Source organism: Kouleothrix sp. 19917 (assembly GCF_057073505.1).
This window is the reverse complement of the sequence record NZ_CP097099.1, coordinates 7,795,267-7,821,779: the sequence shown is the minus strand read 5'-3', so window position 1 is coordinate 7,821,779 and position 26,513 is coordinate 7,795,267. Positions and strand designations below refer to the sequence as shown.

Sequence of the window (26,513 nt, the reverse complement as noted above, 5' to 3'; positions counted from 1 at the left end):
GACTATTTTCGACCCACTGCACGCTCGGCGCAAAATGTTTAATAATGCGACAAACTCCCATCGACGCGCGCAATGTTGATCGCAATCTGGCAGGCCACCAGCCCAATCGGTACCAGAACCGCCGTGAGCAGCGCCAGCGAAAGCAACTCGCCGCCCAGTTGTGCAAATCCCTCCCCAAGCAGCAGCGAGCGCCGCAGCAGCTCAAGCGAGTGCGTCAGCGGCAGCGCCTGCCCGACGCTTCGCAGCCAGCCCGGCAGGACATCCACCGGGTAGTACACGCCGCTCAGCATCAGCGAGCCCACCCGCAGCGCCCAGCCCAGCGGGTCGCCACGCTTCATAAGAATAATCACACTCGCCGCAAACAGCCCCAGCGCATTAAAGCTGACAATACTTATAACGAGTGTAAGCAGGGCAAAAGGTACGTTTGCATTTCCGTAATCGATACCCAGAAAGATACCGACGACGAGATAGACTAGGACACGCAGCGTAGCAAACACGTAGCTCCAGAGTGAAGACGAGAACAATGTAGTTAGAAGCTGCGTGGGACTGAGCAGCAAGAGTTCGAGCGTGCCAGTGGTTTGCCCGTCGCGCACGCTTTCGCCAATCGCACTCATGCCAATCGACATATATTCGCTGAATGCCACGCCCAGGATCACAAAGGCGAAATAGCTGCCGCCATAGGCGCTCAGGTACGGCGCGGCGGTGGCGTTGAACACGCGCGCAATGAAGTAGTAGATCGCGACGTTCAGCACGGCGCTCAGCACGCGAAACATAAACCCGAGCTTGTAGCTCACGTCCAGGCGGTAATCGCGCACCAGAAAGGCCCAGGGAACACGCAGCTGGTTTAACATAAGGCGGCCTCTGCCGGCTGGGCCGGCGCGCTGAGCGTGCGCAGGTAGATTTCTTCCAGCGAGATTTCGTGCGTCTCGAAGTGGTAAATTTCCGCCCCGCTCTCGACGATTTCGCGCAGCAGGGCGGCCAGGGCCGGGCCTTCTTCGCGCAATGTCACGGCGAGGCGCTGCTCGGTTTCGGCGCGCTCGGCAGCAACGCCCAGCACATCGGGCAGGCGGCCCAGAGCTGTGGGCAGGTCGGGCGGCATGCGCCGCAGCCGAATCACGCAGCGTACGCCATAATTCAAACGCTGGCGCAGCTCTGCGAGCGAGCCCTGCGCAACCACGCGGCCCGATTGCACCAGTGCGATGCGGTTGCACAGCTCTTCGGCTTCGACCATTGAGTGAGTGGCGAGAATGACCGTGCAGCCCAGCTCGCGAATAATATAGTCGGCAATAAAGCGGCGCATCGACTGAGCCGAGATCGGGTCGAGCGAGCGCGTTGGCTCGTCCATAAACAGCACCTGTGGGTGGTTGAGCAGGCCGCGCGCAATGCCCAGCTTCTGGCGCATGCCGCTGGAGTAGGTGCGAAACGGGCGATCGGCGGCTTCTTCCAGGCCCACCTGCCTGATCAGGGCATTGGCGCGTGCGGCGGCCTCGGCGTGCGGCACATGGTAAAGCGCGGCAAAAAACTCAAGGTTCTGCCGGCCCGTCAGCCGCCAGTAGAACGAGCGCTCTTCGCTGTTCACCAGGCCAATGCGTTCGCGCACATGCCGCGCCTGCCGAACAACGTCGTAGCCACACACAGCCGCGCTTCCCTCGGAAGGCAGGAGCGCGGTGCACAGCATGCGGATCAGCGTGGTTTTCCCCGCGCCGTTCTGCCCGAGCAGGCCAAACAGCTCGCCGGGCATGATTTCCAGCGACACCTGATCGACGGCGAGGTGGCTGGCTTTGCGCCACGGGTACAGCACAAGGTCGCGGTAGCGGTGCAGTTTGCGAAAGCGTTTTGTCAGGCCGTGCGTTTCGATCGCGGGCTGCATTGATTCCTATGCTTTCACTTCGTTAGCGCAAAGGGCAGCTTTGCAGCTGCCCTTGCACTGTCGGCGTTGAGACCATGCGATCTCAGCGCCACGATAATTGGCGAACACTAGCTGCCAGGGATACCACCGTACACAACACAAACGGCGGCCTCCTCGACCAGCTCCTCCTCGGTGTAGGTCGCAAGGACCTCGGGGCGCTCGTACTTCATGGGTTTCACCTCCTTCCACTGAAGAAATTTGGCATATGAAGCCAGGCCGCCCAGAAGAGTGGTGTAAGAAGGGTGCGGGCGGCAACCCTGGCCAGCGGCGGAATAGCGCGAAGCGCCATCTGCCGCAGCGGGTCCGGTAGGAATGCGGCTGCACGCCGGCAGCCATTAGCGACGCGGCCATGCAGCCGCGAACCGTGAGCGATCAGCCGTGCAAGCGTGCCGGTGCAGCCAAGGCTGCTGCCGGCGCCGTTGCGGCCCTGGCGCACTGCGCGCACAACGCCGATGACATCGGCAAGTGGCACGCGCGGGTCGCAGTAGGGCTCGGCGTCGCCCTTCGGCACCAGAATGGTTTGCCCGTTGCGCTGGCGGGTGGCCACTACGCGGTGCGCAACCAGCATATCGCCGAGCGGAAACAGAATAATGTCGCCGATGGTCGCGTCGGTTGCGCCAAACTCAACCTGCATCCAGGTGGCGCTGCCAATCAGCGGGCGCATGCTGGTGCCGCGCGGCGCAATCCACGTCACAACCCGGCGGCGGCGATAATCTTCAAATGTTGTGCGGCGCGCCTGGTGCTGCCATTTGCGGGTCATGTCAATCATGGCCGCGCCTCGAGCCAGCTCGCAATGCACTCGGTGGTTGCGCCCAGCGCGCCAACACGCAGGCGGGCGCAGCGCACGCCGTCGAGCAGGCTGGCGATGCGTGCCAGGCCAGCCGCGAAATCTTGCGAGGCCGCCCAGGTGCCGCGCACGAGTGCCATGGCGGCAACTGCCCCTGCCACCGGCTCGATCGCTGGCTCGGCGGTGGGCTGCGGCGCGCCTTCGAGTAGTAATACGTGCCGCAGCGGTGCTGGCTCGGCCAGGCAGCCGGGAAACGAACGCGCCAGATCGCTGGTTGTCAGTGTCCATTCGATCCCGCCGCCCAGGCGCACCTGCGGGCGTTCAGCCACCCAGGCCAGCTCAGGGATCAGCTCGGGCGTGCCCGGGCGGATGTGGATGCTGCGCTGGTAGGGCAGCAGCCGCTGCGTACCTGGCTCGGCCACCGCAAATTCGTCAGACAGCAATCCCAAGCCCTTCCGCAGCAACCCCAATACCAAAGTTGTTTTGCCCTGCCCACTGCGCCCGGCAAGGAGCACGGCCGCGCCACGGTGAACACATGCGCCCGCGTGGATGGCGTAGATGCCGCGCGCGTGAAATGCCGCCAGCACGCCATGAACCATTCGGTCGAGCAAGTCGATCGTTGCGGTGTGTACGTCGGGCCAGCGCCGCGTATCGCCGCGTGTGTCGCCAACCTCCACCCCTGCTGCGCCGCGCATCAGCCAGGCACGAAATATAGGGGCTGCGGTGTGCGGACGCTCGAAAGCGGCGTAGGTTTCGCTGACGCGCGCGAATGCTTCCGGGTCGTTCGCCAGCACATGAACCGGCACGCCCAGCACATCATAGCTCGCGCTGAACGCGACATCATTGTCGGGGGCGATATGCGATTGCGTTGAAAGTGCTCCAGCCATTTCGCTGCCAGCTATGCCAGAACGCCGAGTTGGCGAAATTTCGAAAGAATATATAGAACATCGTCGCGCAAGTCGGCGGGTTGCAGGCCGTAGGATGTGGCAAAGGCGCTCACAATATCGTCGAGCGAGGTGTGACCATCGCACAATTCCCAGAGGCGCGCGGCCGATTCGTTCACAACATGGGCACGGCCATTGCGGCGATCGTGCAGAATGGCTTCGTTCCCCACACGCTGGAGCGTGACTTCCGAGTTCTGCGCGGGTGTGGTGCTGGTCTCCATTGGTGCTCCGCGTACCGCAAGCAACTGCTGGCCGTACGATGCTGGTGAATACGCAGGGTTATATGCGACGCTGTGGATCAAGTATAGCAGAGACTGCAAGCTTGGCGTATAACAGTTTCGTCATTCCACTGCGCGCCCATCCACTCTTTGCAATGCCGAGTTGGCCTTACCAGAGCGCGCTTTTCGGCAAAAGTGACAATTCTCTCATTCGGCTGCGGGCGTGGCACCAGCGCGACGGGCGCGATACAGCTGTTTCTGGCCTTTGCGCAGCAGCGACACGCCGACATTCAGGCCAATATGCGCCAGGCCATCTTGTTCCAGCACGCGCAGCAGCAGCGAAGGCTGTTGCTTCAGGTCGCCGGGCGCGGCCGGCCGGAATAGTGCCGTGGCGCCGCAGGTGTATTCAAGCAGGCGGCGCTTGGGCGCGCTGACACGCAGGCGCGGCAGCAGCCCCGCCGGCACCGGAGCAGCGAGCAGCTCGTGCGCCAGCGCCAGCGCGACATACAGCGCCGTGCGCGCCCCGGCCGCGCGTGCCTGCACAAGCGTGTATTCCCAGTCGATTGTGGTGCCGTGGTGGTGCAGCAGGTTCGCAATATCGCACACAAAGCGCAGGCGCAGCGGCGAGCGCGAGCGATGAATCGCCAGATGCAGGAGCGTATCTTCGGGCGAGAGGATGGGCAATGCCGCGCCGTGAATCTGCGCGGTTGCCGAGCGCTGCCACAGCGCGTCGATCCCGAGCCGGAAGAAGCGGCTAGCCCACAGCCCCCAGTGTAGCTCAAGGCAGACGCTGCCGCCAGGGGCTGGGCGGTAGTACGGGGCATCGTGAAAGGGATGGTGGGCGTTTTCAAAGCCTGGCTCGGCTTCTTGTGTGAAGTTCAGCCGCGCCAGCGCAGCACGCGCAGCCGGCAAATCGGCCGGACGCACCAGCACATCCAGGTCGCCGAGCGAGCGCAGCCCCAGCCCGCCATAGAGCGTTTCGGCCAGCACAATACCCTTCACAGGAATGCCGACAACTCCCGCCACGCGAAATTCGCCAAGTATTTCGAGCATGGCGTCGGCGAGGGTGGTGTTGCGGATGAGGGTGGCATACAGCCGGCGCTGGGCGCGCACACGCCACTCGGCGGGCGGGGTTACTTCGCTTGCCAGGCGGCGCATTGTCGTCGCCAGCTGCGGCAGCACTTCATGAAGATGCCCCTGCTGCCACAGCCGCTCCCAATCAATCGGGCCACGCAGGCGCTCGATCAGCTCGCGCTCGGCTGCGGGGCTGGGGTATAAGCGCGCGGCAAGGCACAGAATTCGTTGTTCGTTATTCATAGATTTCGGGCTCAACTGCGGTGTGGCGCGCCTGCGCCGAGGCTTGGGTGATATTCAGCAATTGGAAGTGAGATGGAATTGCTACACCAGGGTTATACCATCAAACCGCTCAGTTTGGTAGCGCCAGTTTTGCACAAACAATGTGGGCGCAGGGGTAACCCCGCGCCCACATTGACCGATTAGGCTCTACCACGATTACGGGGCGACAAACCGCGCAATCGGGATGAAGAGCTTGATGAACTCGGCCTTCAGCTTGGCGCTAAAGGTCGCGTTTGCCACGCCGCCGGTCGTGCTCGACACCGTCGAGGTGAACGTCATTTCGGTGCCTTCAGGCGTGGTGCTCAGCACCTTGCCCGCGACCGAGATCGCGCCATTCTGCACTGCGTCGAGCTGGTCAGCATTCCACGTGAGCGTGGTCGGGCCGTTCACCGGCAGCGAGAAGGTTGGCGTTGCGCCGCCCGAGTTCACGCTGGTGATTTGCACGCCCGCCGGAACTGCCAGCTTGACCTGCACGCCTGCGGCGACGCTCTGGCCGGTGTTGGCGTAGTTCAGCGTCAGGCTGAAGGCGCGTCCGGGCGGGGCCGCGAACAGCACTGGGGTGATGCTGGTGGCCAGCACAGCCGGGCCAAGCGTCGTGACGGTCCACTCAGCCTGGTTGTTGGCCTGCGTCGTGGTATCCGCCAGCTCGTTCGGCGAGCTGATCGTTACGCGGTTGATCATCGCCGTGTTCTGCGGCGCGCTCGGCGAGATCGTGCCGGTCAGAACAATGGTGTACGGGCCAAAGCCATCGATCTGCTTGCCAGGCGCATCCACGCTGAAGGTGACAGTCTGGCCATTGACCACAGGTGTCAGAGGCGTACCGTCAGGCAGCGCCGCCGACTGGAAGGTCATGCCCGCCGGCAGCGTGTCGACGATGGTCGCCTTCACGCCACTGAGCTCAGTCTCCGAGCCAATGTTGCTATAGGTGATCGTGAACGGAACATCAGTGCCAACTGTGGCCGTCGTCGGGCCGCTCTTGGCGATGCTGTTGTCGAGGCCCGGGCGGCCTTCGCAGGCCATACCCGGCGTTTGGGCGCTGATACCATCGTGCGCCACAAAGTCGGTGTTGGTGGCCGGGTCGTTGACGCCGTCGATGAAACCACCGTTGGTGTCCAGGCCCGCCGGGCAGCGCTCGTAGCTGGTGCTCTCGGGCACGTCGGCCACGCGGATCGGAACATTGCCAATCGTCGGTGTGAGCGGGTTGCCGTAGTTCACCAGGTCGACAATGTCGTCCTTGGCGTCGAGCAGCACAACCTGCTCCTCAACCTGTGCAGGGGCGATGTTGTCCAGGCTGACATCGCCGCCGGCCCAGGCGGTGTACTTGGTCAGGTCGGTGCCGAACTGCAGGAGCGTGCCTGGGTAGCTCGGGTGCGCCTTGGCGAAGTCGCTCTTGCTGGCGGTCACAACCACCACGCCCTTGGAAGCCAGGTTGAGGCTCTTGAACTTGAACATGCCCTGGCTCGACGAGCCGCGCGTAGCGGCGTTACCGAGCTTGTAGTCGCTCAGCTGAACGCTGAAGTTGTTCGGGTTGTAAATCTCGATCCACTCGCTGTCGCCGGCCGACGCCGAGCCAGGGGTGTCCTTGCCAACTGGGTTGGCCTGGAACTCGGTGATCAGCAGCGGCGCGTAGGGCTCGTAGCTGGCCGTGCCACCACCCTGCGGGGCGTTGGTGTCGAAGTGCACGTCGAAGCTGGTGTCGAGCGCGCCATCTTTGATCTCATCAAACGTCGTCTTGCCAGTGTTGCTCAGCACGTCGATCACTGGCGAGCTGAAGCCGTCCGGCGGAAGCGCCAGGTTGTTGTAGGTGGTCGAGACGGTGAAGCGCAGGAAGTTTGCGCTATCCGCAGCCGGCCGGAGGCTGAACAGCGGATCGCCCGCCTTACCCCACGGAATGCTCAGCTCGACAAAGCTGCCCTTGGCGACGGCCGAGCTGGCAAGCTGGGCTGCACAGCCACTGCCACAGTTGCTGCTTGTCGACGGGTTTGTATAGACCAAAATTTTATTGGCGGCCACCACACCATTGCTGGTGTTGTTGCCGGGCTTGAACTGCAGGTTGATCGCCTTCTCCCATGCCGCATCGGCTGGCACATTCACCGTTTGGGTGAAGCTGCCAGTGCCAACCGGCACGGCCACGCTGCCAGAGTTGTTGGCGTGGTCGCCGTCGATGGTGATAACGAGATTGATCGACGGGTTCTGCGTAATACCCTGGTAGCGATCTACCTTGGCCAGGAAATAGATCCGGTCGGCATCGGCCGTTACGCTGAAATAGTCGAGGTTGGCGGCGCGGGTGATGCTGCCGGTGCCGACGATCTGGCGCGCGTCGGGCACGCTGCCCGTTTTCACCGCATCGCCAAACACAACCTCACCCTGCTGGGCGTTGTTGCGCTGGACCATGCTATAACCGGCGGAGGGCTTCAGGCCAAACCAGTCGGTTCGGCTGGGCACTAAACTAGCTGAGTTTTCAATACTAATCGAGTGGGCGCCAACCCCGGCTACCGAAAGCATGCTCAAAAGCAGTGCCAGGGTCATACTGAAAGCAAATAGCTTTCTCTTCATCGAGTTTCACTCCTTAATAGATCTTAATACCAGGATGTGGAGATGGGCGGCAAAAGCACCGTAAACATGTCTCCAAACCCTACGTTCCGGCGGAAGGGGTGTAATAAGAAAGCCCGTGGAAACATTGTGCCCACAGCAAGGGCTGAAGCTGCAATGGTTCCGCCAGATCGTACTTCACGACAATGCGATACACATTCTCCTTTCTATCGGCGCGGCGAGCACCGACGCGGGCGTAGCGAAATTAGATACTGTGACGATAAATGCGAATGAAGGGAAGATGGTCGGCTGGCAAGGCACACGGCCCCGCCAGTTGCGAGCCACGTATATCAAGCATACCTAATTGGATTGAACAGGTTGTGACATTAGGCTGCATCATAATGAACCTTTTGTTATCCAGCCGCCGCACGCCGGTGCTGCGAGGCAGCTTCGTAGGGCTGCGCTCGCTGGAACGCAAACGCAAGCTGCCAACCAGCACCAAGCGAGGCGATGGCAAGCCGAATTCGTACAGGGAATTGTGCTGGCGAATGCAGAACAAGAACGGCACAAATGATTGCCAGGATGACGTTCTTGTTATTTCCTGGGCGAACAATGCCGCTGCGGACACGTTTGGCCCAGGATCACGAGGGGTACTGCAAGCACCGTTTGGTTGTCAATGCACCCGGGAAGCTGCACGCCGCATCAGAATGACGAATTTTCTCATCAGTCCAGTTATGGGTGCGCAGACATTGCGCCGGGCTCGGTCAAAGTCGTACGGTTCGTACTTTGAGTATACGCAGGTTGCAGATCGCTGTCAATGCTTGAGAACAAATCGTCACGTCCAGCCCATTGCCTGCCATTCGGCCAGGCGCGCGCGCAGCCGCAAGGCCCACGCTGGCGCAATATGGCCGAGTGCCGCAAGCAGCGTACTTCGCGCCGGCGCAGGGATGGCGCGCGCGATTTGTGCGAGCAATGCCGCGCGGCTGTATGCCAGGTAGTCGGCGATCCACTGGCGCACGCCAGCCGGGCCAAGCACGCGCCACGCGATCAGGACAATCTGTGGGTGGTGGCGAAACATGCCGAGGATCATTTTGTGGTAGTCGCCCCAGATCATGCGGTCGCGGAAGAAGCGCTGCGCGAGCGCGCCGCCCAGATCATTCAGCACGCCCAGAAAGATATTTTGCAGCTGGTTCACGTCGTCGGGCGCGGCCCAGGGCTGCATGAAGCGGCTGAACACCCAGTTGAGCGAAACATTCACCTGGTAGGCGCTGATCGGGTGAAGCTGCGCGGGGGCAAGCAGATCGTGATGCAGCGCAAACTCCAGCAGGCCGGTGGTGCGCGCCAGGTTGCGGACATGCGAGCCAAAGCCGCAAAACGTCAGCGGCGACTGCTGCGCGGCCGAGTCGCCGATTGGCAGCACACCGCGCAGAAGGGGAGCTTCCTGGCGGCGCAGGCTGTGACGGGCCGGGATGTAGCCGTACACCGGTTTGTGGTGCGCGAAATCGTGGCCGGGGCGCTTGTAGCTCGGCAGCAGCGCGAAGTAGTCTTCGAAGAGCTGCATCAGGGAGGGGGGGTAGGAAATGGGAGTTGGGGGATGGGAAGGTGAAGATTTTCGGGTGTGCAGCGTATCGTAATAAAAGAGATACACCGTCAGGTCGTCGGCGCGGCCGGGGAAGCCTTCCCACATGTACTGCTGGCCGCGCTGGGCATCGGCGACGCTGAGCAGGATGTCGCCCACGCGTGGGTTGTGCTCGTCGGGCGCTGCGCCGCGCACAAAGCCCGAGGCGACGGTGCCGACTGTGGGGCAGACGCCGGCGAAGGGCTGGCCGCCGAAGCGGCGCAGCGCCAGCGGCGAGGCGCTGCCCATGCCGTCGAGCAGCAGCCGTGCGCTGTAGTGCTCGGCAGTGCCGTCGGGGCGGGCAAGCTGCACACGCACCGCCTGCGCGCCTGCCGCGCTGGCTTCTACCCCGCGAAAGCTGCGCTGGTCGAGCACGGTGCCCCCAGCGGCTGCAAGCTTGCGGCGCGCAAGGCTGAGCAGCGCAGTGGCGTCGAGCGCAACATTCAGCACCTCGGGCATCCACAGCTCGCGCGCGGTGCTGGCGGGCGCGTGAAAGCGCACCACGCCGTTCTCATACTCGGCCATGATCACGGGCTGCAATTCATCCCAGGTGCAGAAGCCAGTGGCCACCAGGGCATCGAGCTCGGCGCGCGAGATGTTCCACTCGCGGTGCGCGCAGCCTACTTCGCCGCGATCAAACAGGAGCACGCGATGACCGCGCTGTGCCATAACGACGGCGTGGAGCAGGCCCAGCCCGCCGCCCGCGTAGATCAAGTCGTACTCGGGGGCGGGCAGCGGCGCGTGCGTGAGCGTGTAGATCGATTCGTTTGCGGGCGGCGGCGTGCCCGTGCGAATGCCGGCCCACACTGCGTCGAGATGCGCGATGCGGTCGAGGTGCTCGCACGCGCCCATGGCTTCGAATGCAGCCACGGTGCGCGGGTAGCGCGCCGCCAGGTCGGCGGCGGGTGGCGGCGCGAGCAGGCGCTCAAGCGCGCCCTGGGCGTAGCGAACGATCTCGGCCAGAAATTCGCGCTGCGCGGCGCGCCCAAGCCAGCGCGCGGCACGAAAGGGCTGCTGGAGCGCGATGTCGACGGTGGCGTGGGTGGTGATGAGCGCGTCGCGCAGCGATACCACAATGGTGAGGGCTGTTGCGCCATCGGCGGAGCGCGCCTGCCAGCTGTGCTGCGCCCCGGCCACGCTATGCTCGACGGCGAAGAGCTCGCCGCCGCACAGCCAGTGCGCGCCCAGCTGATCGGCGTTGGGAATGAGGCGCGGCCACAGCTCGGGGCGCGCCAGCGTGGCCTGAACTTCGGCATATGGCGCGTTGATCTCGCCCGTTCGGCGCAGGTGGGTCAGCATAGTATAACTTTCGTGCAGTGCGCCGGCGTTTGGGCTGCCGCAGCGCTCATTAAATCAAAAATTTGCCGTCGCGGTAGATCAGATCGCCATCGGCAAATACCTCGCCGCCCTGCCGCAGGTCGCAGACCATGTCCCAGTGCAGCGCCGAGTGGTTCTGGCCGCCGATTTCGGCAAACGACTCGCCCAGCGCTAGGTGGATGGTGCCGCCGATCTTTTCGTCGAACAGGGTGTTGCGGCTGAAGTTGGTGATGTTGTAGTTGGTGCCGAAGGCGGCCTCGCCGAGCCGGCGCGCGCCCTCGTCCATGCCCAGCAGCTGGTTCAGCAGGTCTTCGCCGCGGGCGGCGCTGGCCTGCACCACCGTGCCGCCACGGAATTCGAGCCGCACGTCGGCAACTTCGCGCCCTGCGTATACGCCCGGGAAGGTGAAGCGGATGTGGCCCTCGGTGCGGCTTTCGTCGGGGCTGGTGAAGACCTCGCCGTCGGGGAAGTTGCGCTTGCCGTCGGCGTTGATCCAGCTGCGCCGGCTGGTGTGGTAGGTCAGGTCGGTGTCGGGGCCGACGATGCGGAACTCGCTGCGGGCGGCCAGCAGATCGGCCAGGCGCTGCTGCTCGGCGCGCACCGCCGCCCAGGCGGCAGCCGGGTCGTCGAGATCGAGCTTGCCCGCGCTGTAGACGAAATCTTCGTACTCACGGAGCGACATGTCGGCGTCTTGGGCGGCGGAAGCGGTGGGGAATTGTGTGATCACCCAGTTGAGCTGCCCCTGATCGACGCGCTCGAAAAAGCGCGCGTTGAGCGAGCGGTTGGTTTGGGCGCGCAGCGCGACTTTGCGGGCGTCGGCGCGGGAGAGCGATTTGGTATTTTCGCTGCCAAGCACATAAATAAACCCGCTGATCGTCTCGATTTCCTGACGATCGAGGTCGAGAATGGTGCTCAGTTGCTCGTCGGAGGAGTATTTATACAGGATTTCGTCGAGGCCTGTGAGCGTCAGGCGCAGCAGCGGGCGCGCGCCGGACTGAAGCGTTTCGCGCACCAGCTCGCGCACCAGTGGCGCGGTGACGGCGTCGGCGTTGATCTGCACCACCTGGCCGGGCTTGACCTCCAGCGAATAGTTGATCAGGACATGCGCCAGCTTTGCCACGCGTGGGTCACCCATTCCACACCTCCTTGCTGTTAGCCTTCAGTCTTCATGGGTCAGAAACGCGCTGGCTTTCTATAGCAGTTTGCAGTCGGCAGGGCGCAGAAGGCAGTTGCATTTTCCGCGCTGCAACGCCTTCTCGCCAGCATACGAGCGTTCCATTATTCTGCAAACCGCTATACAGCTTCCGCGCACACTGACCTTGAGCTCTAGTGTAGAACGAAACAAAGCTGAAGGTCGATGAGTTGCTTCACACAAGGTAGACGAACAAGCACGCGTGCTGTATCGCTGCGCTACACAAGTTCGCGCAGGGCGGCGGCGAGCGCGGCCGGGTCGTGGCGCACGGTGTCCTGTTTGTTCCACAGGGCGCGCTGCTCGCCGGGCGGCTCGCTGAAATCGCGCACGATCGGGCGCACGCCCAGCGCCGCAATCGCCGCGATCTCGGCGTCGGCGGGTTCGAGCAGGAACAAGCCCTCGGCGGCGAAGCGCGCGCGCCGCGCCGGGTCGAGCGTGCTGCGGTTGATCAGCGCGGCGTCGAGCGTGCCGGGGCCAAGCGCCTCTACGACGCGGCGAATGTGATCAAGGGTGGTGTAGCCGTCGGTCTGGCCGGGCTGGGTGGTGGTGTTGCACACGAACACGACCCGACCGCGCGTGGCGGCCAGCGCGTCGGCCATGCCGTCGAACAGCAGATCGGCGAGCACGGAAGTGAACAGGCTGCCCGGCCCAATCACCACCAGGTCGGCGGCGCGAATGGCGTCGAGGGCGGCAGGAAGCGCGGGGGCGGGCTCGCGCAGGAACAGGCGCGCAATCGGCGGCTTGCCCAGGCCGCGCACATTCACTTCGCCCGCGACGCGCGTGCCATCGGCCAGCTCGGCGCAGATGTCGGTATTCGCGGCCGACACGGGCAGCACGGTGGCGGCCGTGCCGGCCAGCCGCGCCAGGAACTGCACCGCCGCGCCGAAATCGCCCATTTGCTGGCCCAGCGCCGCCAGCAGCAGATTACCCACGGCCATGCCTTCAAGCTGGGGAATACCTGCGCCACTGAAACGGTGCTGCAACAAGGCGGCGATCTGCGGGTCGGTGGCGAAATTGGCGATGGTGGCGCGCAGATCGCCGGGCGCGGGAATGCCGCCAATGGCGCGGGCCAGCCCGGTCGAGCGGCCAGTGTCGGTGACGGCAATAATAGCGGTCAGGCGCTCGGCAAAGGGCTGGGCGGCCTTCAGCACCTGGCTGGCGCCGCCGCCGCCGCCAATCGCAACAATATGCGGGGAAGCATTCATTGATTATCCTCGGCCAATCGGCTCAAAAGCGCGCACGGCATCGGCTTCGGCCTGCGCCAGGGCGCGGCCATTGGCGGCGCGTGCGGGCAGGTCGAGCACGCTGTCGGTGATCTCGGCGCGGCTGCCGCGTGTCATGGCGAAGACCTCGCGCAGAAGCGTTTCGTACTCGGCGGCGAGCGTGAGCTTGCGGCGGCCCATCACTTTGCGCGCGACATCGACCATGCTGTCGATGCGGTATTCGCGAAAAACCTCGCCGCCCCAGGTGAAGGGCGGAATGGTCTTGGGCGCGAAGTGCACGCCAAAGATGTTCGAGCCGGTGCCGATCACCGCGCCGCCGTTGAGGTGCAGGCCAATGCCGAGCTTGACATGGTCGGCCAGAAAGCAGCCCAGTTTCAGCACGCCGCTGTCGACCTGCCCGCGCCCTTCGAGGGCGACGCGAATGGTGCCGTAGGTGTTTTTCAGGTCGCTGTTGGTGGTCATCGCGCCAATGTTGACCCATTCGCCCAGGTAGGAATGGCCAAGAAAGCCATCGTGGTGCTTGTTGCTGTAGCCCTGCACAATGCTGGCTTCAACCTCGCCGCCAATGCGGCAGACCGGGCCGATGGTGGTTTCGCCACGAATGCGCGCGCTGCCCACCAGCGCGCCCGCGCCAATGGCGGTTGGCCCCTGGATGAACGAGAAGGGCTCGACATGCGCCGCGTCGATCACAATCGGGCCGTCGCGCGCGTCGAGCACCAGCGGGCCATCGAGCCGTGCCTGCGGGTGCAGCCAGACCTGGGCAGGATTGTGCACCACCACATCGGCGCGCTCGATTGGGCGGTCGGCGGCGCTGGCCCAGCCGGCGGCGCGGCTCAGCAGCGGCACGTCACGGGCGATCTGTTCGCCATTGGCAGTGATCAGATCCCACGGGTAAACGAGCAGCGATGCCTGTACTTCGACCACGCGGGCAAAGCGGCGCAGCTCTTCCAGGGCGCTTGCCACGCGCTGCTCCAGCATGTCGAGCAGCACGGCGCTGGCGAGCGTAGGCGAAAGGCGCGCGCCAACCAGCACGGGCTGGCCCTGTGGCCCGGCGGAAATGTAGATAGTATTGAGCGGCTCGGCCATGAGCGCGGCCAGCCAGGGCACGTCGGTGGCGCGGCCATTCACGAACAGAAGCGGGTTTTGCTCGGCCAGCAGGCGCAGCGGCCAGCGCCCCGCGCCATAGACCGCCGCCAGGTGGGGCCGGCAGATCGCGGCGGGCTGGCGCACCAGCATGGCCGAAAGGCGCTCGCGCAGCGTGAAGATGCCGCAGCGCAGCTCGTAGACCGGGCGCGAATACACCAGCGGCAGAAAGAGCTGAAAGCCCTCGTCTTCGAATAGAATAACTGTGTCGGACATGTGCGATTTTCGATTTTCGATTTATGATTTACGATTGCACGAGTGACGATGGACGATTGACGACGAGAAGAATGAACCGCAAAGAGCGCAAAGGGCGCGAAGATTTACGATTTACGATTGCGCGAGTGACGATGGACGATTGACGACGAGAAGAACGAAACGCAAAGAGCGCGAAGATGCGACATTCTGGCATCCTGAGTAGGCCGCCAGGCCGTATCGAAGGGTGCCATCGATCCGCCAACCTGCAACAGGCGTATGCGATACGCCACGGCTGCGACTTGCAACAGGCGTATGCGATACGCCACGGCTGCGACTTGCAACAGGCGTATGCGATACGCCACGGCTGCGACTTGCAACAGGCGTATGCGATACGCCACGGCTGCGACTTGCAAACCCGCATAGCTATTCGCGCCGCAGAATTTCGAGAATCGCGGTCGCGAGCTTGTCGGGGTCGTGGCGCAGCACGCGCACGGTGCGGCCTTCGCCGGGCTGGTCGAGCGAAGCGGTGAGCTGCACCACCGAGCTGGCCAGATCGGCCTCGATCACCACCGCGCCTTCCACCACCACATCACGCGAGGTCACGCGGTCGGTGTTGCTCACCACCGTTTCTTCGTATTCCTCGGGGTTCATAAACACCGGCGACTGGTGTGCGGCCTCGTACATCTGGCGCACGTCCGGGTCGATGCGCTGTGCGTTGACCAGCACGTAGTCGGGCGTGAAGCCGCCGTAGCGCGCGATCTGGCGAATATGCTCGGCCACGCCAAAGCCGGTGGTCAGGCCCGGCTCGGTCATCAGGCTGCAAATATAGATCGTGCGCGCGCGGCTGGCGCGGATGGCGGTGCGCACCTCGGGAAGCTGCAAGTTGGGCAGAATGCTTTCGAACAGGCTGCCCGGCCCCAGCACAATCGCGTCGGCGTTGCGCAGGGCGTCGCTGGCCTGCCGGAAGATCGGCTGCTGCGCGGGCAAGGGATGGCTGTCGCTGCTCATCAGGCGCGAATCGATGGCGTGGCGCTGCGCGAGCTGTTCGCGATGCGAGATATTTTCCTTGATATTGTGATGCGTGCCATCGTCAAGCTCCACTTCGACTTCGAGCTGCGACGGGATGGGCGGCACAAAGATCACATTTTCGAAATGGTAGAGGCTCGAAGCGCGATAGTAGTATTCCACCGGGTCCTGCACGGGGGTGATGCAGGTGAGCCGGCTGGCGTAGCGGCCCAGGCTGGCGAGGATGAGCAGGCCCGCGCCGCCCGACAGCACGGTGATGCGCGGCGCGCGGCTGGAGCGGCGAAAGCCGAGCACAAACTCGTTTTCGCCGCGCGGTGTGGCGTCGAGCGGGATGACGGCGACGCCGCTGAGCTTCCAGATGCCGGCGGCCAGCAGAATTGCCCCGACAAGCAGCAGGAGCCAGCCGCGCAGCCAGCGATCAAGAAACTGGAGCGTGAGGTAGTAGAAGAAGCCGGGCAGCGACACGGTGTGATAAAAGGCGATGACGAAGTAGGCCAGCCCAAGCGATATGCCAACGATGCCCAACGACGCCAGGATCAGCGGCGACCACAAATGGCGCAGGGCGGCGAGCCGTTTCGCGATTATTTGCATTCCAGATCTCATGGTGCGGGCAGCGCCGCAACGGCGCACATGGCCATCGGCGCTGCCAGGCAGGTCAGGGAGCTACGGCCCATTCCTGCATTCGTATGCATTAGTACTCTGGAAAATACGTTATTTCATACAACGGGCAAGCTTCCAGGAAGCTTATCTGAGTATCAGGTTGAAAGAAAACTGGCTTGAGCTTCCTGGAAGCTGGGTGTAGGGTATTTATTTTCCAGAGAAATTAGCGTGCACCAAGACAATGCGAACTATTGTTTGCCGCGCACCTGATCGAGCAGGGTGCGCAGGCGGCTGCCAAAACGCGCCGCGATCTCGATCAGCAGGAGCGATACCAGCACCGCGTCGGGCGATGCCCCGTAGCGACCCAGCGTCACTTCGCCGTTGGGCGTCACGCCCACCAGCAGACTGTTGCGGTCGCCGGCCAGCAGGTCGCCAATGCGCTGCGCCGGGTCGGCCGCAAACTCCACCTTCAGGCCAGCCGCCGATTCCCAGCTGCGCAGCGCCGACACGTCCATTCCTTCTGCAATCGGCGGGACGACGACGATGCCGCGCTGGCGATACTCGCGGTGCAGGTAGTCGGCCAGCAGCAGCGCCAGGTCGTGCGGCGTCACCAGCTCGCCAGTGTTGTCGGCGGCGGCAATTGCGCGCCCATCGGCCGAAAGCGCCACGCCCAGGTGCGAGTCGCTTTCTTTCACCAGCTTGCGCAGGCGCTGCAAGCCGGCCTCGGTGGGCTGGGGCGGCTGGCGGCCAAACAGCGGGTCGACCTCGCGATTGATCTCGATCGCCTTGGTCTGCCCGTTATCGCCAAGCGCGGCGGGAATGTAGCCGCTGGTCGTGCCATTCATCGGGTCGACAAAGACCGTAAGCGTGGCGCGGCGGATCAGGTCGACATCGATCGCGCTGCGCAGGGCTTCAAGATAGGGCGCGCGCAGATCGAGCTGCACCGGGTCGCCCGCGTCGAAGGGCGGCAGCGGGAAGCCAATTGCCGGGTCGCGCGGCGTGGGTATTGCGGGCGCTGCCAGCAGCGGCTGATCGAGCGGCGGCGTCATCAGCACCATGCCGCTATACCAGAATGGCAAGTTGCGCGCCGAAAGCAGCAGGGCGGCGTCGGCGCGGCGCTGCTCGAGCGCCAGTTCGACGGCCGGGAAAGGCGCGGGCGGGCTGAAAAACGCTGTTGTGACGCCCTGCGCCTGCAGCACCTGGTAGGCGTAGCGCGCAAACTGGCCGGCCATAAAGCGCGTGTCGTGCGTCACCAGGCAGCGCCAGCGCTGTGCCTGCAGCACCTGGCCGATCTGCTGGCAGCGCTGATACACACCGTCGAGCGTGAAATCGGCGGCGGTGGTGCCATCCCAATATTGTCGGGTCAATCGCGGGCGCTGGCTCATTGGCGTGTGTTGTGTTGTATATTGGCGAGTTGCATTGTTTAGCGGGTTAGTGCGCGCTGGCTGGCTGGTAGGCCGCAACGGCGCCCAGCATCAGGGCGCGAATTTCTTCCAGGCGCGCGGGCGTGCTGGCTTCGAAGCGCGTGGTGATGGCTGGCTCGGTGTTCGAGGCGCGCACAACGCCCCAGCCGTCGCCAAAATCGACCCGCACGCCATCGACGTCGCTGACATCGTAGGTGGGCGCAAAGGTGTCGCGCACATGCTCGATGATCTTGAACTTGCTGGCTTCGTCCACATGAATGCGGTCTTCGGGCAGCGATGGCAGGATTGGGTAGGGCGCGAGCGCCTGCTCAAGCGTTTCGCCGCGCGCTTCCAGCGCTTTCAGCAGGTAGCAGCCGGCGAAAATTCCGTCGTCGAAGGCGTGGTATTGGATGTTGGTCAGAATATGCCCGCTCAGCTCGCCGGCCAGCGGCGCGTTCAGTTCGCGCATTTTGGCCGAACCGTTCGGGTAGCCGGTTTTCCACATCACGGGCGTGCCGCCAAAGGCGCGAATTGCGTCGCGCAGCACGGTGCTGCACTTGACATCGTAGATCACCGCGCCCGGCCCGCTTTGCAGGGCGTGCTGCGCCATGGCGATCATATAGCGGTCGGCAAAGACCATGGTGCCGCTGCCATCGACCACGCCCAGGCGGTCGGCGTCGCCATCCAGCCCGATGCCCAGCGCCGCGCCAGTTTCGCGCACTTTGGCCATCAGGTCGCGCATATTCGCTTCTTTCAGCGGGTCGGGGTGGTGGTTGGGGAAGGTGCCATCGGGCTCGATGTAGAGCGGAACGACGTCGCAGCCAATCGCTTCAAAGGTGCGCAGGCCGAGCGGGCCGCCCGAGCCGTTGCCGCCGTCGAGCACGATTTTCACTGGCCGTTCGAGCTTCATGCGCGCAACGACATCGTTCACATAGGTGTCGCTGATGTCGATCTGCTCGTAGCTGCCCGCGCCGCTGGCGAATTCGCCGCTGTTGGCAATGCGCCCAACTTCCTGGATCTGGTCGCTCGCAAGTGGTTCGCCGCCGAACTGGGCCGAGGATTGGCGCAGCTTCAGGCCGTTGAACTCGGGCGGGTTGTGGCTGGCCGACACCACCGCGCCGCCGTCGGCGTTGAGGTAGGCCACCGCGAAATACATCAGCGGCGTGGGCACCATGCCAATGTCGATCACGTCGCAGCCAGTCGAGCGCAGGCCCGCAATCAGGGCCGCCGTGTAGTCGGCCGAGGTCAGGCGCGCGTCGCGGCCTACCACCACGCGCAAACTGCTGCGGTCGGGGTTTCGCCCGCGAAAATAGGTACCGGCGGCCTGGCCTAACGTGCCATACACCGCCACGGACAGGTCGACATCGACCACACCACGAATATCGTAGGCGCGAAAAATCGTGGGATTGACAGCATTGGTCATGCGTAGATCCTCGGCAGAGGCCGGCCCGACGGCGCAAGCGCCGAGCGCCGCGAGTGGCTGAAAGAGCATGAGATAAGCGGTTTGACTTGCAGCAATGGATGGTAAATGAAAGATCTTATTCCGTCAAGAACTGGCGCTTTTCTAAAAGCAAAATCGTTCACATAAAGAAGCCAGGAACTTTCACCACAGAGGCACAGAGGCACGGAGTTTTAGGGTTGCAAGTTGCAGGTTGCAGGTTTGCAAGTGCCGGTTCTGCGGTTCTTGGCTCTATGCTGCCTGCCAACTGCGTCCTGCCAAACTGCAACCGCTCTATGTTCTGCGCCCCAGCGCTCTGCGCTTCCCCTGGCACGCTACGGCACCGTGCAGCGCAGCAGCGTGGCCGCGCCCGCGGGGTTGAGCTGGTACATACCCAGCGCGGCCGGCAGCACCACCGACTCGCCGCGCACCAGTTTGCGCGTTCCTTCCGGCCAGGCCAGCTCGGCCGCGCCATCGATCACGGTCAGAATTTCGAAGCTGCCGGGGTCGGTGCTGGCGGGCAGTGGCGCGCGCACATCCCAGCGCTCCATGGCGAAGTAGGCGCACTCGACCAGCAGCGTGCGCACTTCGTCGATTGGCGTGGGCGCCACCAGCGCGGGCGGCTGCTCGCCAAAGTTCGAAACGTCGAGTGCGCGTTCGACATGCAGCTCGCGCAGCTGGCCGTTCGCGTCGCGGCGGTCGTAGTCGTAGACGCGGTAGGTCAGGTCGGATTTCTGCTGAATTTCAAACAGCATAATACCGGCGTTGATCGCGTGGATGGTGCCGGCCGGCACAAACACCGTGTCGCTAGCGTGGGCGGGCGAGCGGCGCATCAGCTCCATCAGCGTGCCGTCGTGCAGCGCCGCCGCGAACTCGTCGCGGCTGGTGGGGCGCGTCAGGCCGTGGATCAGATCGGCGCCCGGCGCGGCGCGCAGGATGTACCACGCCTCGGTTTTGCCGTGGAAGCCGCTTGCCGCCTCGACCGTGTGGGCGTAGGCGTCGTCGGGATGCACCTGCACCGAAAGGTGGTCGGCTGCGTCGATGAATTTCGCGAGCAGCGGGAAATCCGCGCCGCCGCGCGCGAATGGGCGCGTGCCAAGCAGCGCCGCGCCCTGCTCCTGCGCCAGCTCGGCCAGCGTGCGCCCGGCGAACGGCCCTTCGGCCACGCGATTGTGCTCGTACACCTGCCACGACTCGGCCAGGTGCGCGGGCGCGCTGGGCAGGCCCAGCCAATCGCCCAGGGTATCGCCGCCCCACAGGCGGCTGTCGAGCTTGCGCTCCAGAATCAGCGGAGAAAGTGCCATCGCGATGCTCCTTTATATGTGCAGATTGCGCGGCTGTTGCGTATTCACACAGGGTTACCGCCCGTCACGCCCGATCAGACTCGCTCAGCGCAATCAACAACCAGAACACAATCGCAAGGTCGCTCACGAAGTAGAAATTATCGACCAGGCCGTGCGCCAGCGCCGCGACCATGGCCGCCAGCGCGCCCAGCATCAACGCGGTATGTTCGGGCCGCATTGCGTTGCGGAAAAAACGCCATAGCAGCCAGCCAAACGCAAGCAGCCCGAGCGGCCCGAGCCGCAGCCAGATGTCGAGCAGCAGGTTGTGCGGGTGCGCGGCGAACTGCTCGCTGGTGCCGATCAGCGCCGGGTCGATCAGGCTCAGGCCCGACTTGGGGTCGTGGTAGGTTCCAAACTGATCGAGCCCGATGCCAAGCGGGTGCAGGCGAACGTAGCCCAGCGCTTCCTGCCACAGCAGCAAACGCACTGGCGTGCTGCCGCCGCGCACATCGCCGCGCAGCGAAAGCGCCAGCCCGCCCAGAACCAGCGCAGCAATAACGATTCCAAGCGCCACGCCCAGCGCGGAACCACGCGAGCGCCCGCGCAGGCGCGCGCCAAACAGGCCGAAACCCAGCACCGCCGCAGCCGCCAGCGCGCCCAGCCATGCCCCGCGCGAAAACGAGACGACCAGCCCGCCCAGGCAGATCAGCGTGCCTAATAGCCAGGCCCAGCGTGCATTGCGGCGCGGCCACGCGGCCAGCGTCAGCATGGTGGCGAAGGGCCACACCCGCCCGAGAAACAGGCCGAGGTTGTTTGGGTGGCCGTACACCGACTGCACGCGCCGCAGGCCGCCATCCACCACAATGTTGCTGCACGGCCCGCCGTCGGGCGCGAAGCACTGCTTCTGCCCGAAAAACGGCACCAGATCGAGCCCAACATACTGAAGCAGCGCCAGCAGACCAACCAGCGCGCCAGCCAGCACCAGCGCGGCCACCAGGGGCGGCGCATTGTCGCTGCGTGTGGGCGCGGCCCGCAGCTGGTGGCGTGCCAGCGCGTAAAACACGAGCGGCTCGATGATCAGGCGGCGGAACTCGATCAGCGCCGGGCCGCGCGCGACCGCCAGCGCCACGCCGAGCGCGCCAGCCAGCAGAAACAAGATGTGCGGCGCATATTCGCGCGCCAGCAGCGCAACACTGAGGCGCGGCACTTTGGCATTGCCACGCGCCAATTCCCACACCGAGCGCGCAGCCGCAGCAAGCGCCGTAACCAGCAGCGCGGCCTCGTGCAGCGGCAGCATAAAGCCCTGCGCGCGCAACCCGCCAATTGCGGTTGGAATAAGGTAGAGCGGCGCTGTCACCGGCACGGCTAGCAGCGCGAGGTCGGGCCGCAGCAGGGCCAGCGCGCCAAACAATGCCAGGCCCAGCAGCGCGGGCAGCAGCGCGCCGCCAAAGTGGAAAATCGCCAGCGCCAGCGCCATGCCGACGAGGATTTCGAGCGCGGTCAGCCGTGCGCGGAGTGCGGGCATCCGTGTTTCTTTCGTGTGGCCGAAGCAAAGGTCGAATTCCTGCCGATTGTACCACACCAGGGCGTAGGCCGTGCCTCTTGGCACTCGCAGTGCTATACTCAAGCATGCATGAACGCCGCTGGCAGCAACAAGCAGAACGAGGAACGCATGCCCAAATCGATCTCCCTCACCGTCACGGCGCGCGGGGTGGCGCTGCTGCTGGCAGCCGCCGCGCTGGTGTGGCTGGTGTTCAATTTCAGCAGTATCCTGCTGGTGCTGTTTATCGCCATCCTGCTGGCCGTGGCAATCACGCCAGCGGTGAGCTGGTTCGAGCGCGAGCGCGTGCCGCGCGCGGTTGGCATTGTGCTGATCTACGTGGCGCTGTTTCTGGTGCTGGGCGTGGTGGCGGCGGTTATGGTGCCAGTGCTGCTCGACGAGGTCGATCAGCTCAGTACCAGCCTGCCCACGCTCACCCAAACGCTGATCGACGCGCCGGGCACGTGGATCGCGCCCTACCTGCCGGCCTTTGCTCAGCGATTGCAGTTCAACGACCTGGCCCAGCAGCTCAGCGACCAGATCGGCGTGGTGGTGGGTGGCCTGGGCGCGCTGCTGGTGGGCCTGGGCCGCACGCTCACCTCGGCGCTGCTGAGTGGCTTGCTGGTGCTGGTGATCGCCTTTATCCTGACCGTCGACGGGAAGTTTGCGCCGCGCTTTATTGCGCGCTTTTTCCCGCCCACGCAGCGCCCCACTGCCGCCGAGCTTGCGCGCCAGATCGGCGAGCGCCTGGGCCACTGGGTGCGCGCCCAGCTGCTGGTGTGCCTGTTCTATGGCACATGTTTCGGCATTGGTCTGGGGCTGATGGGCGTGCCCTACGCCTTTGCGCTTGGGCTGGCTGCGGCCTTTATGGAGCTGATTCCCTACGTTGGCGGCGCAATTGTGACCGGCCTGGCCATGCTGGTGGCGCTGTCGTCGTCGTCGCCGTGGCTGGCGCTGGGGGTGCTGGTGCTCTACCTTGTCATCGCGAATGTTGAGGCGAATATTGTCTACCCCAAGGTGGTGGGCGACATCGTGGGCCTGCACCCGCTGGTGATTATTATTGCGCTGTTCATTGGCGCGGAGCTGAGCGGCATTATGGGCGCGCTGCTGGCGGTGCCATTCACGGTGGTGCTGCAGGTGCTGTTCGATCACTTCTACCGCTTCGAGGAAGTTGTGCCAGCGGTGCCGCTGGAAGTGCCCGCGCCGGCCCGCCCGCCCCGCCGCGACGCGCCGGCTGTGACCGAGGGCGAAGGGCGCTAGAAACAGAACTACGCACTACGCACTCTTCTGAAAAGAGCGTAGTGCGTAGTGCGTAATCATCAAGCATTCACACGAGTACGAGACTACTCCGCCCAGTCCAGCGGCGTGGGCGGCACAAACTCCGAGTGAATATCGACCGGGCGGCCTTCGCGCGCCGAGGTGCTAATCGCCTCGCAGATCTCGACCACATGCGCGGCCTGCGCGCCGGTTACGCGCTGCGGGCGGTTTTCGCCCAGCGCCTCGGCCAGGTCGAGCACGCCGCGCGCCCATTCAATCGCCATCACGCGCTCACCGATGGTGGTGGTGAAGGGCGGGCGCGCATACTCAATTGGGGCGTAGCTGCCACCAAACGGCGCAAACTCCACTGCGGCGTTGAAATCCTGAAAGCTGCCGAGGTAGAGCGAGCCCAGGTCACCGTGGAATTCCAGCCCTTTCTGCTTGCCATGGTGGCCAACATAGAAATTGGTGGTCAGGCGCACCACTGTGCCATTGGCCAGCTCCACCGCCGCCACCGCCCAGTCGGGCGTGTCGATGTGGAAGGGCACGCCTTCTTTTGTAACACGGTCGGGGAAAAGCACGGTGTTGAAGGCGGTGACGCGGCGCGCGGGGCCGAAGAAGGTTGTCACCAGCGTGAGCGGGTAGACGCCCACGTCGAACAGCGCGCCAACCTCGTAGAAGGGGCCGGGGTTGGGGTGCCAGCTCTCGATGCGGCCCCAGTTGACGTCGGCATACACCATGCGCACCGGGCCAGGGGTGCCGCGCCGGATCTCGCGCCAGATCGTTTGCTGCGCCTCGCCCATAAAAGTCATTGGCGCGCAGCTCAGGCGCAGGCCTTTTGCCTCGGCCAGATCGACCAGCGCGCGCGCCTCGGCGTAGCGCATCGCCAGCGGCTTTTCGCTGTACACATGTTTGCCCGCTTCCAGGCACTGCGTGATCACGGCGGGGTGGGCGTGGTGGATGGAAAGGTTCACCACCGCATCGACGTTTGGGTCGGCCAGCAGCGCGTCGAGCGAGGGGTAGGCGGTGCCGCCATACTCGGCCACCAGCCGCTCGGCGCGCGCCGGGTCGATGTCGGTTGCGCCCAGCAGGTGAATGTGCTCGTAGGGCTTGAGCGTGTGGGCGTATGGCCCGGCAATATTGCCGCAGCCAACAATCGCAATGTTCAGGTCGCGGGCTGGCATGGGTGCTCCTTTGCTGTGAGGAGAAACTAGCCACAGAGCGCACAGAGGACACGGAATTTTGGTTCTATTTAGGGTGCTCTTGGCTTTCGGACGCCTTGTATTCCGAAGCTGTTCGTGCTTATTCGCTCCGTGCGCTCTGTGTTCTCCGTGGCTTGATCTTTTTGGTATTCGTCAGAAACATACAAACAACAGGGCGGGGCGACAGCGTCACCCCGCCCTGCGTGCCGGGAAGCCAGGGGCTACGCAACCGGCTCCTGCTCTTCGCTTGCCACCTCTTCGGCCACTTCTTCCGCGCCCTCGGCCACGCGCGCACGGTTGCGCAGCCGCAAGCCGCTGCCGATCGCGCCCGCGCCCAGGGCGGCCAGCATCCACACGGGCGACAGATCGCCGCCGGTGTTGGGCAGCTGCGCCGGAACCTGGCCCGCGCCGCTGCTCGGTGCCGGGGCCGACGCGCCGGGCAGCGTGCCGCTCACCACAATGCGGCCTTCCACCTGCGCATTGATCGGCGAGTGCGCCGCAACATAATCCGCCGTGGTGTCGATATCCAGAATGCCAGTGTCGATCTTGTCGGTGCCTTTGGCAAGCGCGGTGTAGCCATCGCCGCCGGCGATCACAAACGAGTTGGAAACCAGCCGGTAGCTGGCGCTAGGATTGAGCGGGGCATAGCCGCCCTTGCCATCCGCCACCTGCACGCCCGTCACGCGGTCGCCCACCGGGCGCGAAGGGTCGAAGCTATAGCGGATTGCCGACACCTGCGCAAAGCGGCCCGCCACCGTTTCGAGCTGGCTGACGCCATTTTCCAGCGCTTCTTTCAGCAGCGCGCCGGTGACAGTTACCAGCCCGATGGTGTTGCTGAAGGGCTGCACGTCGAGCAGCTCGCCCAGCGTGATCTGGCCCGCGTCGATGCTGGCGCGGATGCTGCCGCCATTCATCAGCGCCACCTGCGCGCCGGCCGAGCGGGTTTTTTCCAGCATGGCGTCGGCGATCAGGTTGCCCAGATTGGTTTCCTTGGTGCGAACATCGCCACGCACGCCATTCAGCGCCACAGCCGATTCGCCAACCACCTTGGTGCGCAAGGCTGTGAGCGGCTGGGCCAGCACCTGAATGCGGTTTTCCAGCGCGCCATCGGGCGCAAGGCTGGCGGCCACCTCGGTTGGGCGCGCGCCCAGCACATTGGTGATGTCGCCATTTGCATCGAAGCCAACCGTCAGGTCGCCCAGCCAGCGGCCCCACTCCCAGTCGGTCGCCATCACCACCGGCTTGCCCGACGGCGATGCAATCACCTCGGGGTAGGGGCGGGCCGGGTCGGCCGGGCTGACCATCGGGCCCATGGGGGTGTGCGAGTGGCCGCCAATGATCACCTGAATGCCATCGACCTGGCGCGCCAGCTCGCGGTCGAAGGTGATGCCGATGTGGGTCAGCGCAATGATCTTGTTCACGCCCTGCGCCTTCAGGTCGGCCACAGCCTTCCTGGCCGCTTCGATATAGTTGGTGAACTGCAGCGTTGGTCCCGGGCTGGAGATGCCCGGCGTTTCTTCGGTGGTCAGGCCGAAGAAGCCGACCTTCTCGCCACCAATTTCCTTGATGATCCAGGGCTTGTACAGGCCGCTGATCGGCGATGACGAGCTGGCAACGATGTTGGCGCTCAGCACCGGGAACTTCGCCTGCTTGATGAAGTTCGCCAGCGGCTCGGGGCCTTTGTCGAACTCGTGGTTGCCGATCGTCATCATCTCGTAGCCCATGTAGTGGTAGAACTCCAGGTCGGCCAGGCCGAGGTACTGGTTGAACCACAAGGTGCCCTGGAAGATGTCGCCGGCGTCGACCAGCACCTGGTTGCCGCCCTCGGCGCGGATCGCGTCGATCAGCTTTTTGCGGCGCGAAACGCCGCCGTGGATGGGCGCAGGCGGTGTGCCGCCCGTCACCGGCTCGATGCGGGCGTGATGGTCGTTGGTGTGGATGATGCGCAGCTTGAAGGTTTCCGGGCCGGCCGCGTGGGCGAACGAGATGCTGGTGCACGCCCAGGCGAGCGTGCTGCCGCCAACGGCCATGTAGCGGATGAACGAGCGTCGCGAGATGTTCATAACCCTCCCTCTTGCAAATCTCAAGTGGCGATGCTGAACAGGCGGGCACGGGCAAGGGCTGCCCGAGTGCCGCAAGCGTATTGAGCGTTATCGAGGTGCAGTGTGGACGGGGCTATCTTACCACACTTCTTGAGGGCGATTGGCGCAAGCTCTGGTTAAAATATCGTTAGGCGGATGTCAAGAACCGCAGAACCGAGAACCGCAGAACCGGGAGCGAAGAACCGCAGAACCGCAGAACCAAACAGACGGCAGTTGGCAGTTGGCAGT

General features: G+C 64.3%; 19 protein-coding genes. 1 reads left to right on the top strand and 18 read right to left on the bottom strand.

All coding sequences use genetic code 11. The features are described 5' to 3' along the window. Positions 1 to 38 precede the first annotated feature (38 nt). The 16 genes from M1P90_RS31405 to M1P90_RS31330 all read right to left on the bottom strand — a co-directional run bounded on the left by M1P90_RS31405 (position 39) and on the right by M1P90_RS31330 (position 21,709). Positions 39 to 851: an ABC transporter permease gene (locus M1P90_RS31405; protein WP_483699705.1), complete on the bottom strand. Its 813-nt coding sequence runs from the start codon at positions 849 to 851 to the stop codon at positions 39 to 41. Continuing rightward, positions 845 to 1,870, bottom strand: coding sequence for an ABC transporter ATP-binding protein (locus M1P90_RS31400; protein ID WP_483699703.1), 1,026 nt, complete (start codon positions 1,868 to 1,870; stop codon positions 845 to 847). The genes M1P90_RS31405 and M1P90_RS31400 overlap by 7 nt, the downstream gene beginning before the upstream one ends. Before the next feature lie 214 nt (positions 1,871 to 2,084). Next, positions 2,085 to 2,678: a S24/S26 family peptidase gene (locus tag M1P90_RS31395; protein WP_483699702.1), complete on the bottom strand. Its 594-nt coding sequence runs from the start codon at positions 2,676 to 2,678 to the stop codon at positions 2,085 to 2,087. Continuing rightward, positions 2,675 to 3,583, bottom strand: a complete 909-nt coding sequence (locus tag M1P90_RS31390; protein WP_483699701.1) for a hypothetical protein — start codon at positions 3,581 to 3,583, stop codon at positions 2,675 to 2,677. The genes M1P90_RS31395 and M1P90_RS31390 overlap by 4 nt, the downstream gene beginning before the upstream one ends. Before the next feature lie 11 nt (positions 3,584 to 3,594). Continuing rightward, a complete protein-coding gene (locus tag M1P90_RS31385) occupies positions 3,595 to 3,861 on the bottom strand; it encodes an HPr-rel-A system PqqD family peptide chaperone (RefSeq protein WP_483699700.1) in 267 nt (88 codons plus the stop codon). Between the two features lie 204 nt (positions 3,862 to 4,065). Then, on the bottom strand, positions 4,066 to 5,175 hold the full coding sequence (locus M1P90_RS31380) for a nucleotidyltransferase domain-containing protein (protein ID WP_483699699.1): 1,110 nt from the start codon (positions 5,173 to 5,175) through the stop codon (positions 4,066 to 4,068). 195 nt (positions 5,176 to 5,370) lie between these two features. Beyond that, positions 5,371 to 7,659, bottom strand: coding sequence for a lamin tail domain-containing protein (locus M1P90_RS31375; protein ID WP_483699698.1), 2,289 nt, complete (start codon positions 7,657 to 7,659; stop codon positions 5,371 to 5,373). Between the two features lie 922 nt (positions 7,660 to 8,581). Continuing rightward, entirely contained in the window at positions 8,582 to 10,663 is a 2,082-nt protein-coding gene (locus M1P90_RS31370) for an NAD(P)/FAD-dependent oxidoreductase (RefSeq protein WP_483699696.1), read from the bottom strand. Between the two features lie 49 nt (positions 10,664 to 10,712). Then, positions 10,713 to 11,816: an aminopeptidase gene (locus tag M1P90_RS31365; RefSeq protein ID WP_483699695.1), complete on the bottom strand. Its 1,104-nt coding sequence runs from the start codon at positions 11,814 to 11,816 to the stop codon at positions 10,713 to 10,715. Positions 11,817 to 12,091: 275 nt separating this feature from the next. Continuing rightward, positions 12,092 to 13,078: a gluconeogenesis factor YvcK family protein gene (locus tag M1P90_RS31360; protein ID WP_483699694.1), complete on the bottom strand. Its 987-nt coding sequence runs from the start codon at positions 13,076 to 13,078 to the stop codon at positions 12,092 to 12,094. 3 nt (positions 13,079 to 13,081) lie between these two features. Beyond that, positions 13,082 to 14,455: a GlmU family protein gene (locus M1P90_RS31355; protein ID WP_483699693.1), complete on the bottom strand. Its 1,374-nt coding sequence runs from the start codon at positions 14,453 to 14,455 to the stop codon at positions 13,082 to 13,084. A 402-nt stretch (positions 14,456 to 14,857) separates the two neighbouring features. Continuing rightward, positions 14,858 to 16,051, bottom strand: a complete 1,194-nt coding sequence (locus M1P90_RS31350; protein WP_483699692.1) for a gluconeogenesis factor YvcK family protein — start codon at positions 16,049 to 16,051, stop codon at positions 14,858 to 14,860. 257 nt (positions 16,052 to 16,308) lie between these two features. Further along, positions 16,309 to 17,427 (bottom strand): phosphohexomutase domain-containing protein, encoded by a 1,119-nt coding sequence (locus tag M1P90_RS31345; RefSeq protein WP_483699691.1) that lies wholly within the window; start codon positions 17,425 to 17,427, stop codon positions 16,309 to 16,311. Between the two features lie 64 nt (positions 17,428 to 17,491). Beyond that, positions 17,492 to 18,886 carry a phosphomannomutase/phosphoglucomutase gene (locus M1P90_RS31340; protein ID WP_483699690.1) on the bottom strand — a complete coding sequence of 465 codons (1,395 nt, stop codon included), beginning with the start codon at positions 18,884 to 18,886 and terminating at the stop codon, positions 17,492 to 17,494. A 350-nt stretch (positions 18,887 to 19,236) separates the two neighbouring features. Continuing rightward, positions 19,237 to 20,205: a type I phosphomannose isomerase catalytic subunit gene (locus tag M1P90_RS31335; protein WP_483699689.1), complete on the bottom strand. Its 969-nt coding sequence runs from the start codon at positions 20,203 to 20,205 to the stop codon at positions 19,237 to 19,239. A 64-nt stretch (positions 20,206 to 20,269) separates the two neighbouring features. After that, positions 20,270 to 21,709: an O-antigen ligase family protein gene (locus M1P90_RS31330; protein ID WP_483699688.1), complete on the bottom strand. Its 1,440-nt coding sequence runs from the start codon at positions 21,707 to 21,709 to the stop codon at positions 20,270 to 20,272. Between the two features lie 147 nt (positions 21,710 to 21,856). On the opposite strand from M1P90_RS31330, the gene M1P90_RS31325 reads away from it, so the two are divergent. Beyond that, complete coding sequence (locus M1P90_RS31325; protein WP_483699687.1) at positions 21,857 to 22,984, top strand: AI-2E family transporter; 1,128 nt, start codon at positions 21,857 to 21,859, stop codon at positions 22,982 to 22,984. Positions 22,985 to 23,067: 83 nt separating this feature from the next. Here M1P90_RS31325 and M1P90_RS31320 read toward each other — a convergent pair whose 3' ends face one another. Next, positions 23,068 to 24,165 (bottom strand): Gfo/Idh/MocA family protein, encoded by a 1,098-nt coding sequence (locus tag M1P90_RS31320; protein WP_483699686.1) that lies wholly within the window; start codon positions 24,163 to 24,165, stop codon positions 23,068 to 23,070. A 239-nt stretch (positions 24,166 to 24,404) separates the two neighbouring features. After that, entirely contained in the window at positions 24,405 to 26,246 is a 1,842-nt protein-coding gene (locus M1P90_RS31315) for a bifunctional metallophosphatase/5'-nucleotidase (protein ID WP_483699685.1), read from the bottom strand. Positions 26,247 to 26,513: the final 267 nt, after the last annotated feature.

What these genes read in the sequence shown, in the direction of transcription:
- M1P90_RS31405 (WP_483699705.1), bottom strand. Translation starts at nt 851, where the DNA reads ATGTTAAACCAGCTGCGTGTTCCCTGGGCCTTTCTGGTGCGCGATTAC.
- M1P90_RS31400 (WP_483699703.1), bottom strand. Translation starts at nt 1,870, where the DNA reads ATGCAGCCCGCGATCGAAACGCACGGCCTGACAAAACGCTTTCGCAAA.
- M1P90_RS31395 (WP_483699702.1), bottom strand. Translation starts at nt 2,678, where the DNA reads ATGATTGACATGACCCGCAAATGGCAGCACCAGGCGCGCCGCACAACA.
- M1P90_RS31390 (WP_483699701.1), bottom strand. Translation starts at nt 3,583, where the DNA reads ATGGCTGGAGCACTTTCAACGCAATCGCATATCGCCCCCGACAATGAT.
- M1P90_RS31385 (WP_483699700.1), bottom strand. Translation starts at nt 3,861, where the DNA reads ATGGAGACCAGCACCACACCCGCGCAGAACTCGGAAGTCACGCTCCAG.
- M1P90_RS31380 (WP_483699699.1), bottom strand. Translation starts at nt 5,175, where the DNA reads ATGAATAACGAACAACGAATTCTGTGCCTTGCCGCGCGCTTATACCCC.
- M1P90_RS31370 (WP_483699696.1), bottom strand. Translation starts at nt 10,663, where the DNA reads ATGCTGACCCACCTGCGCCGAACGGGCGAGATCAACGCGCCATATGCC.
- M1P90_RS31365 (WP_483699695.1), bottom strand. Translation starts at nt 11,816, where the DNA reads ATGGGTGACCCACGCGTGGCAAAGCTGGCGCATGTCCTGATCAACTAT.
- M1P90_RS31360 (WP_483699694.1), bottom strand. Translation starts at nt 13,078, where the DNA reads ATGAATGCTTCCCCGCATATTGTTGCGATTGGCGGCGGCGGCGGCGCC.
- M1P90_RS31355 (WP_483699693.1), bottom strand. Translation starts at nt 14,455, where the DNA reads ATGTCCGACACAGTTATTCTATTCGAAGACGAGGGCTTTCAGCTCTTT.
- M1P90_RS31350 (WP_483699692.1), bottom strand. Translation starts at nt 16,051, where the DNA reads ATGCAAATAATCGCGAAACGGCTCGCCGCCCTGCGCCATTTGTGGTCG.
- M1P90_RS31340 (WP_483699690.1), bottom strand. Translation starts at nt 18,886, where the DNA reads ATGACCAATGCTGTCAATCCCACGATTTTTCGCGCCTACGATATTCGT.
- M1P90_RS31335 (WP_483699689.1), bottom strand. Translation starts at nt 20,205, where the DNA reads ATGGCACTTTCTCCGCTGATTCTGGAGCGCAAGCTCGACAGCCGCCTG.
- M1P90_RS31330 (WP_483699688.1), bottom strand. Translation starts at nt 21,709, where the DNA reads ATGCCCGCACTCCGCGCACGGCTGACCGCGCTCGAAATCCTCGTCGGC.
- M1P90_RS31325 (WP_483699687.1), top strand. Translation starts at nt 21,857, where the DNA reads ATGCCCAAATCGATCTCCCTCACCGTCACGGCGCGCGGGGTGGCGCTG.
- M1P90_RS31320 (WP_483699686.1), bottom strand. Translation starts at nt 24,165, where the DNA reads ATGCCAGCCCGCGACCTGAACATTGCGATTGTTGGCTGCGGCAATATT.
- M1P90_RS31315 (WP_483699685.1), bottom strand. Translation starts at nt 26,246, where the DNA reads ATGAACATCTCGCGACGCTCGTTCATCCGCTACATGGCCGTTGGCGGC.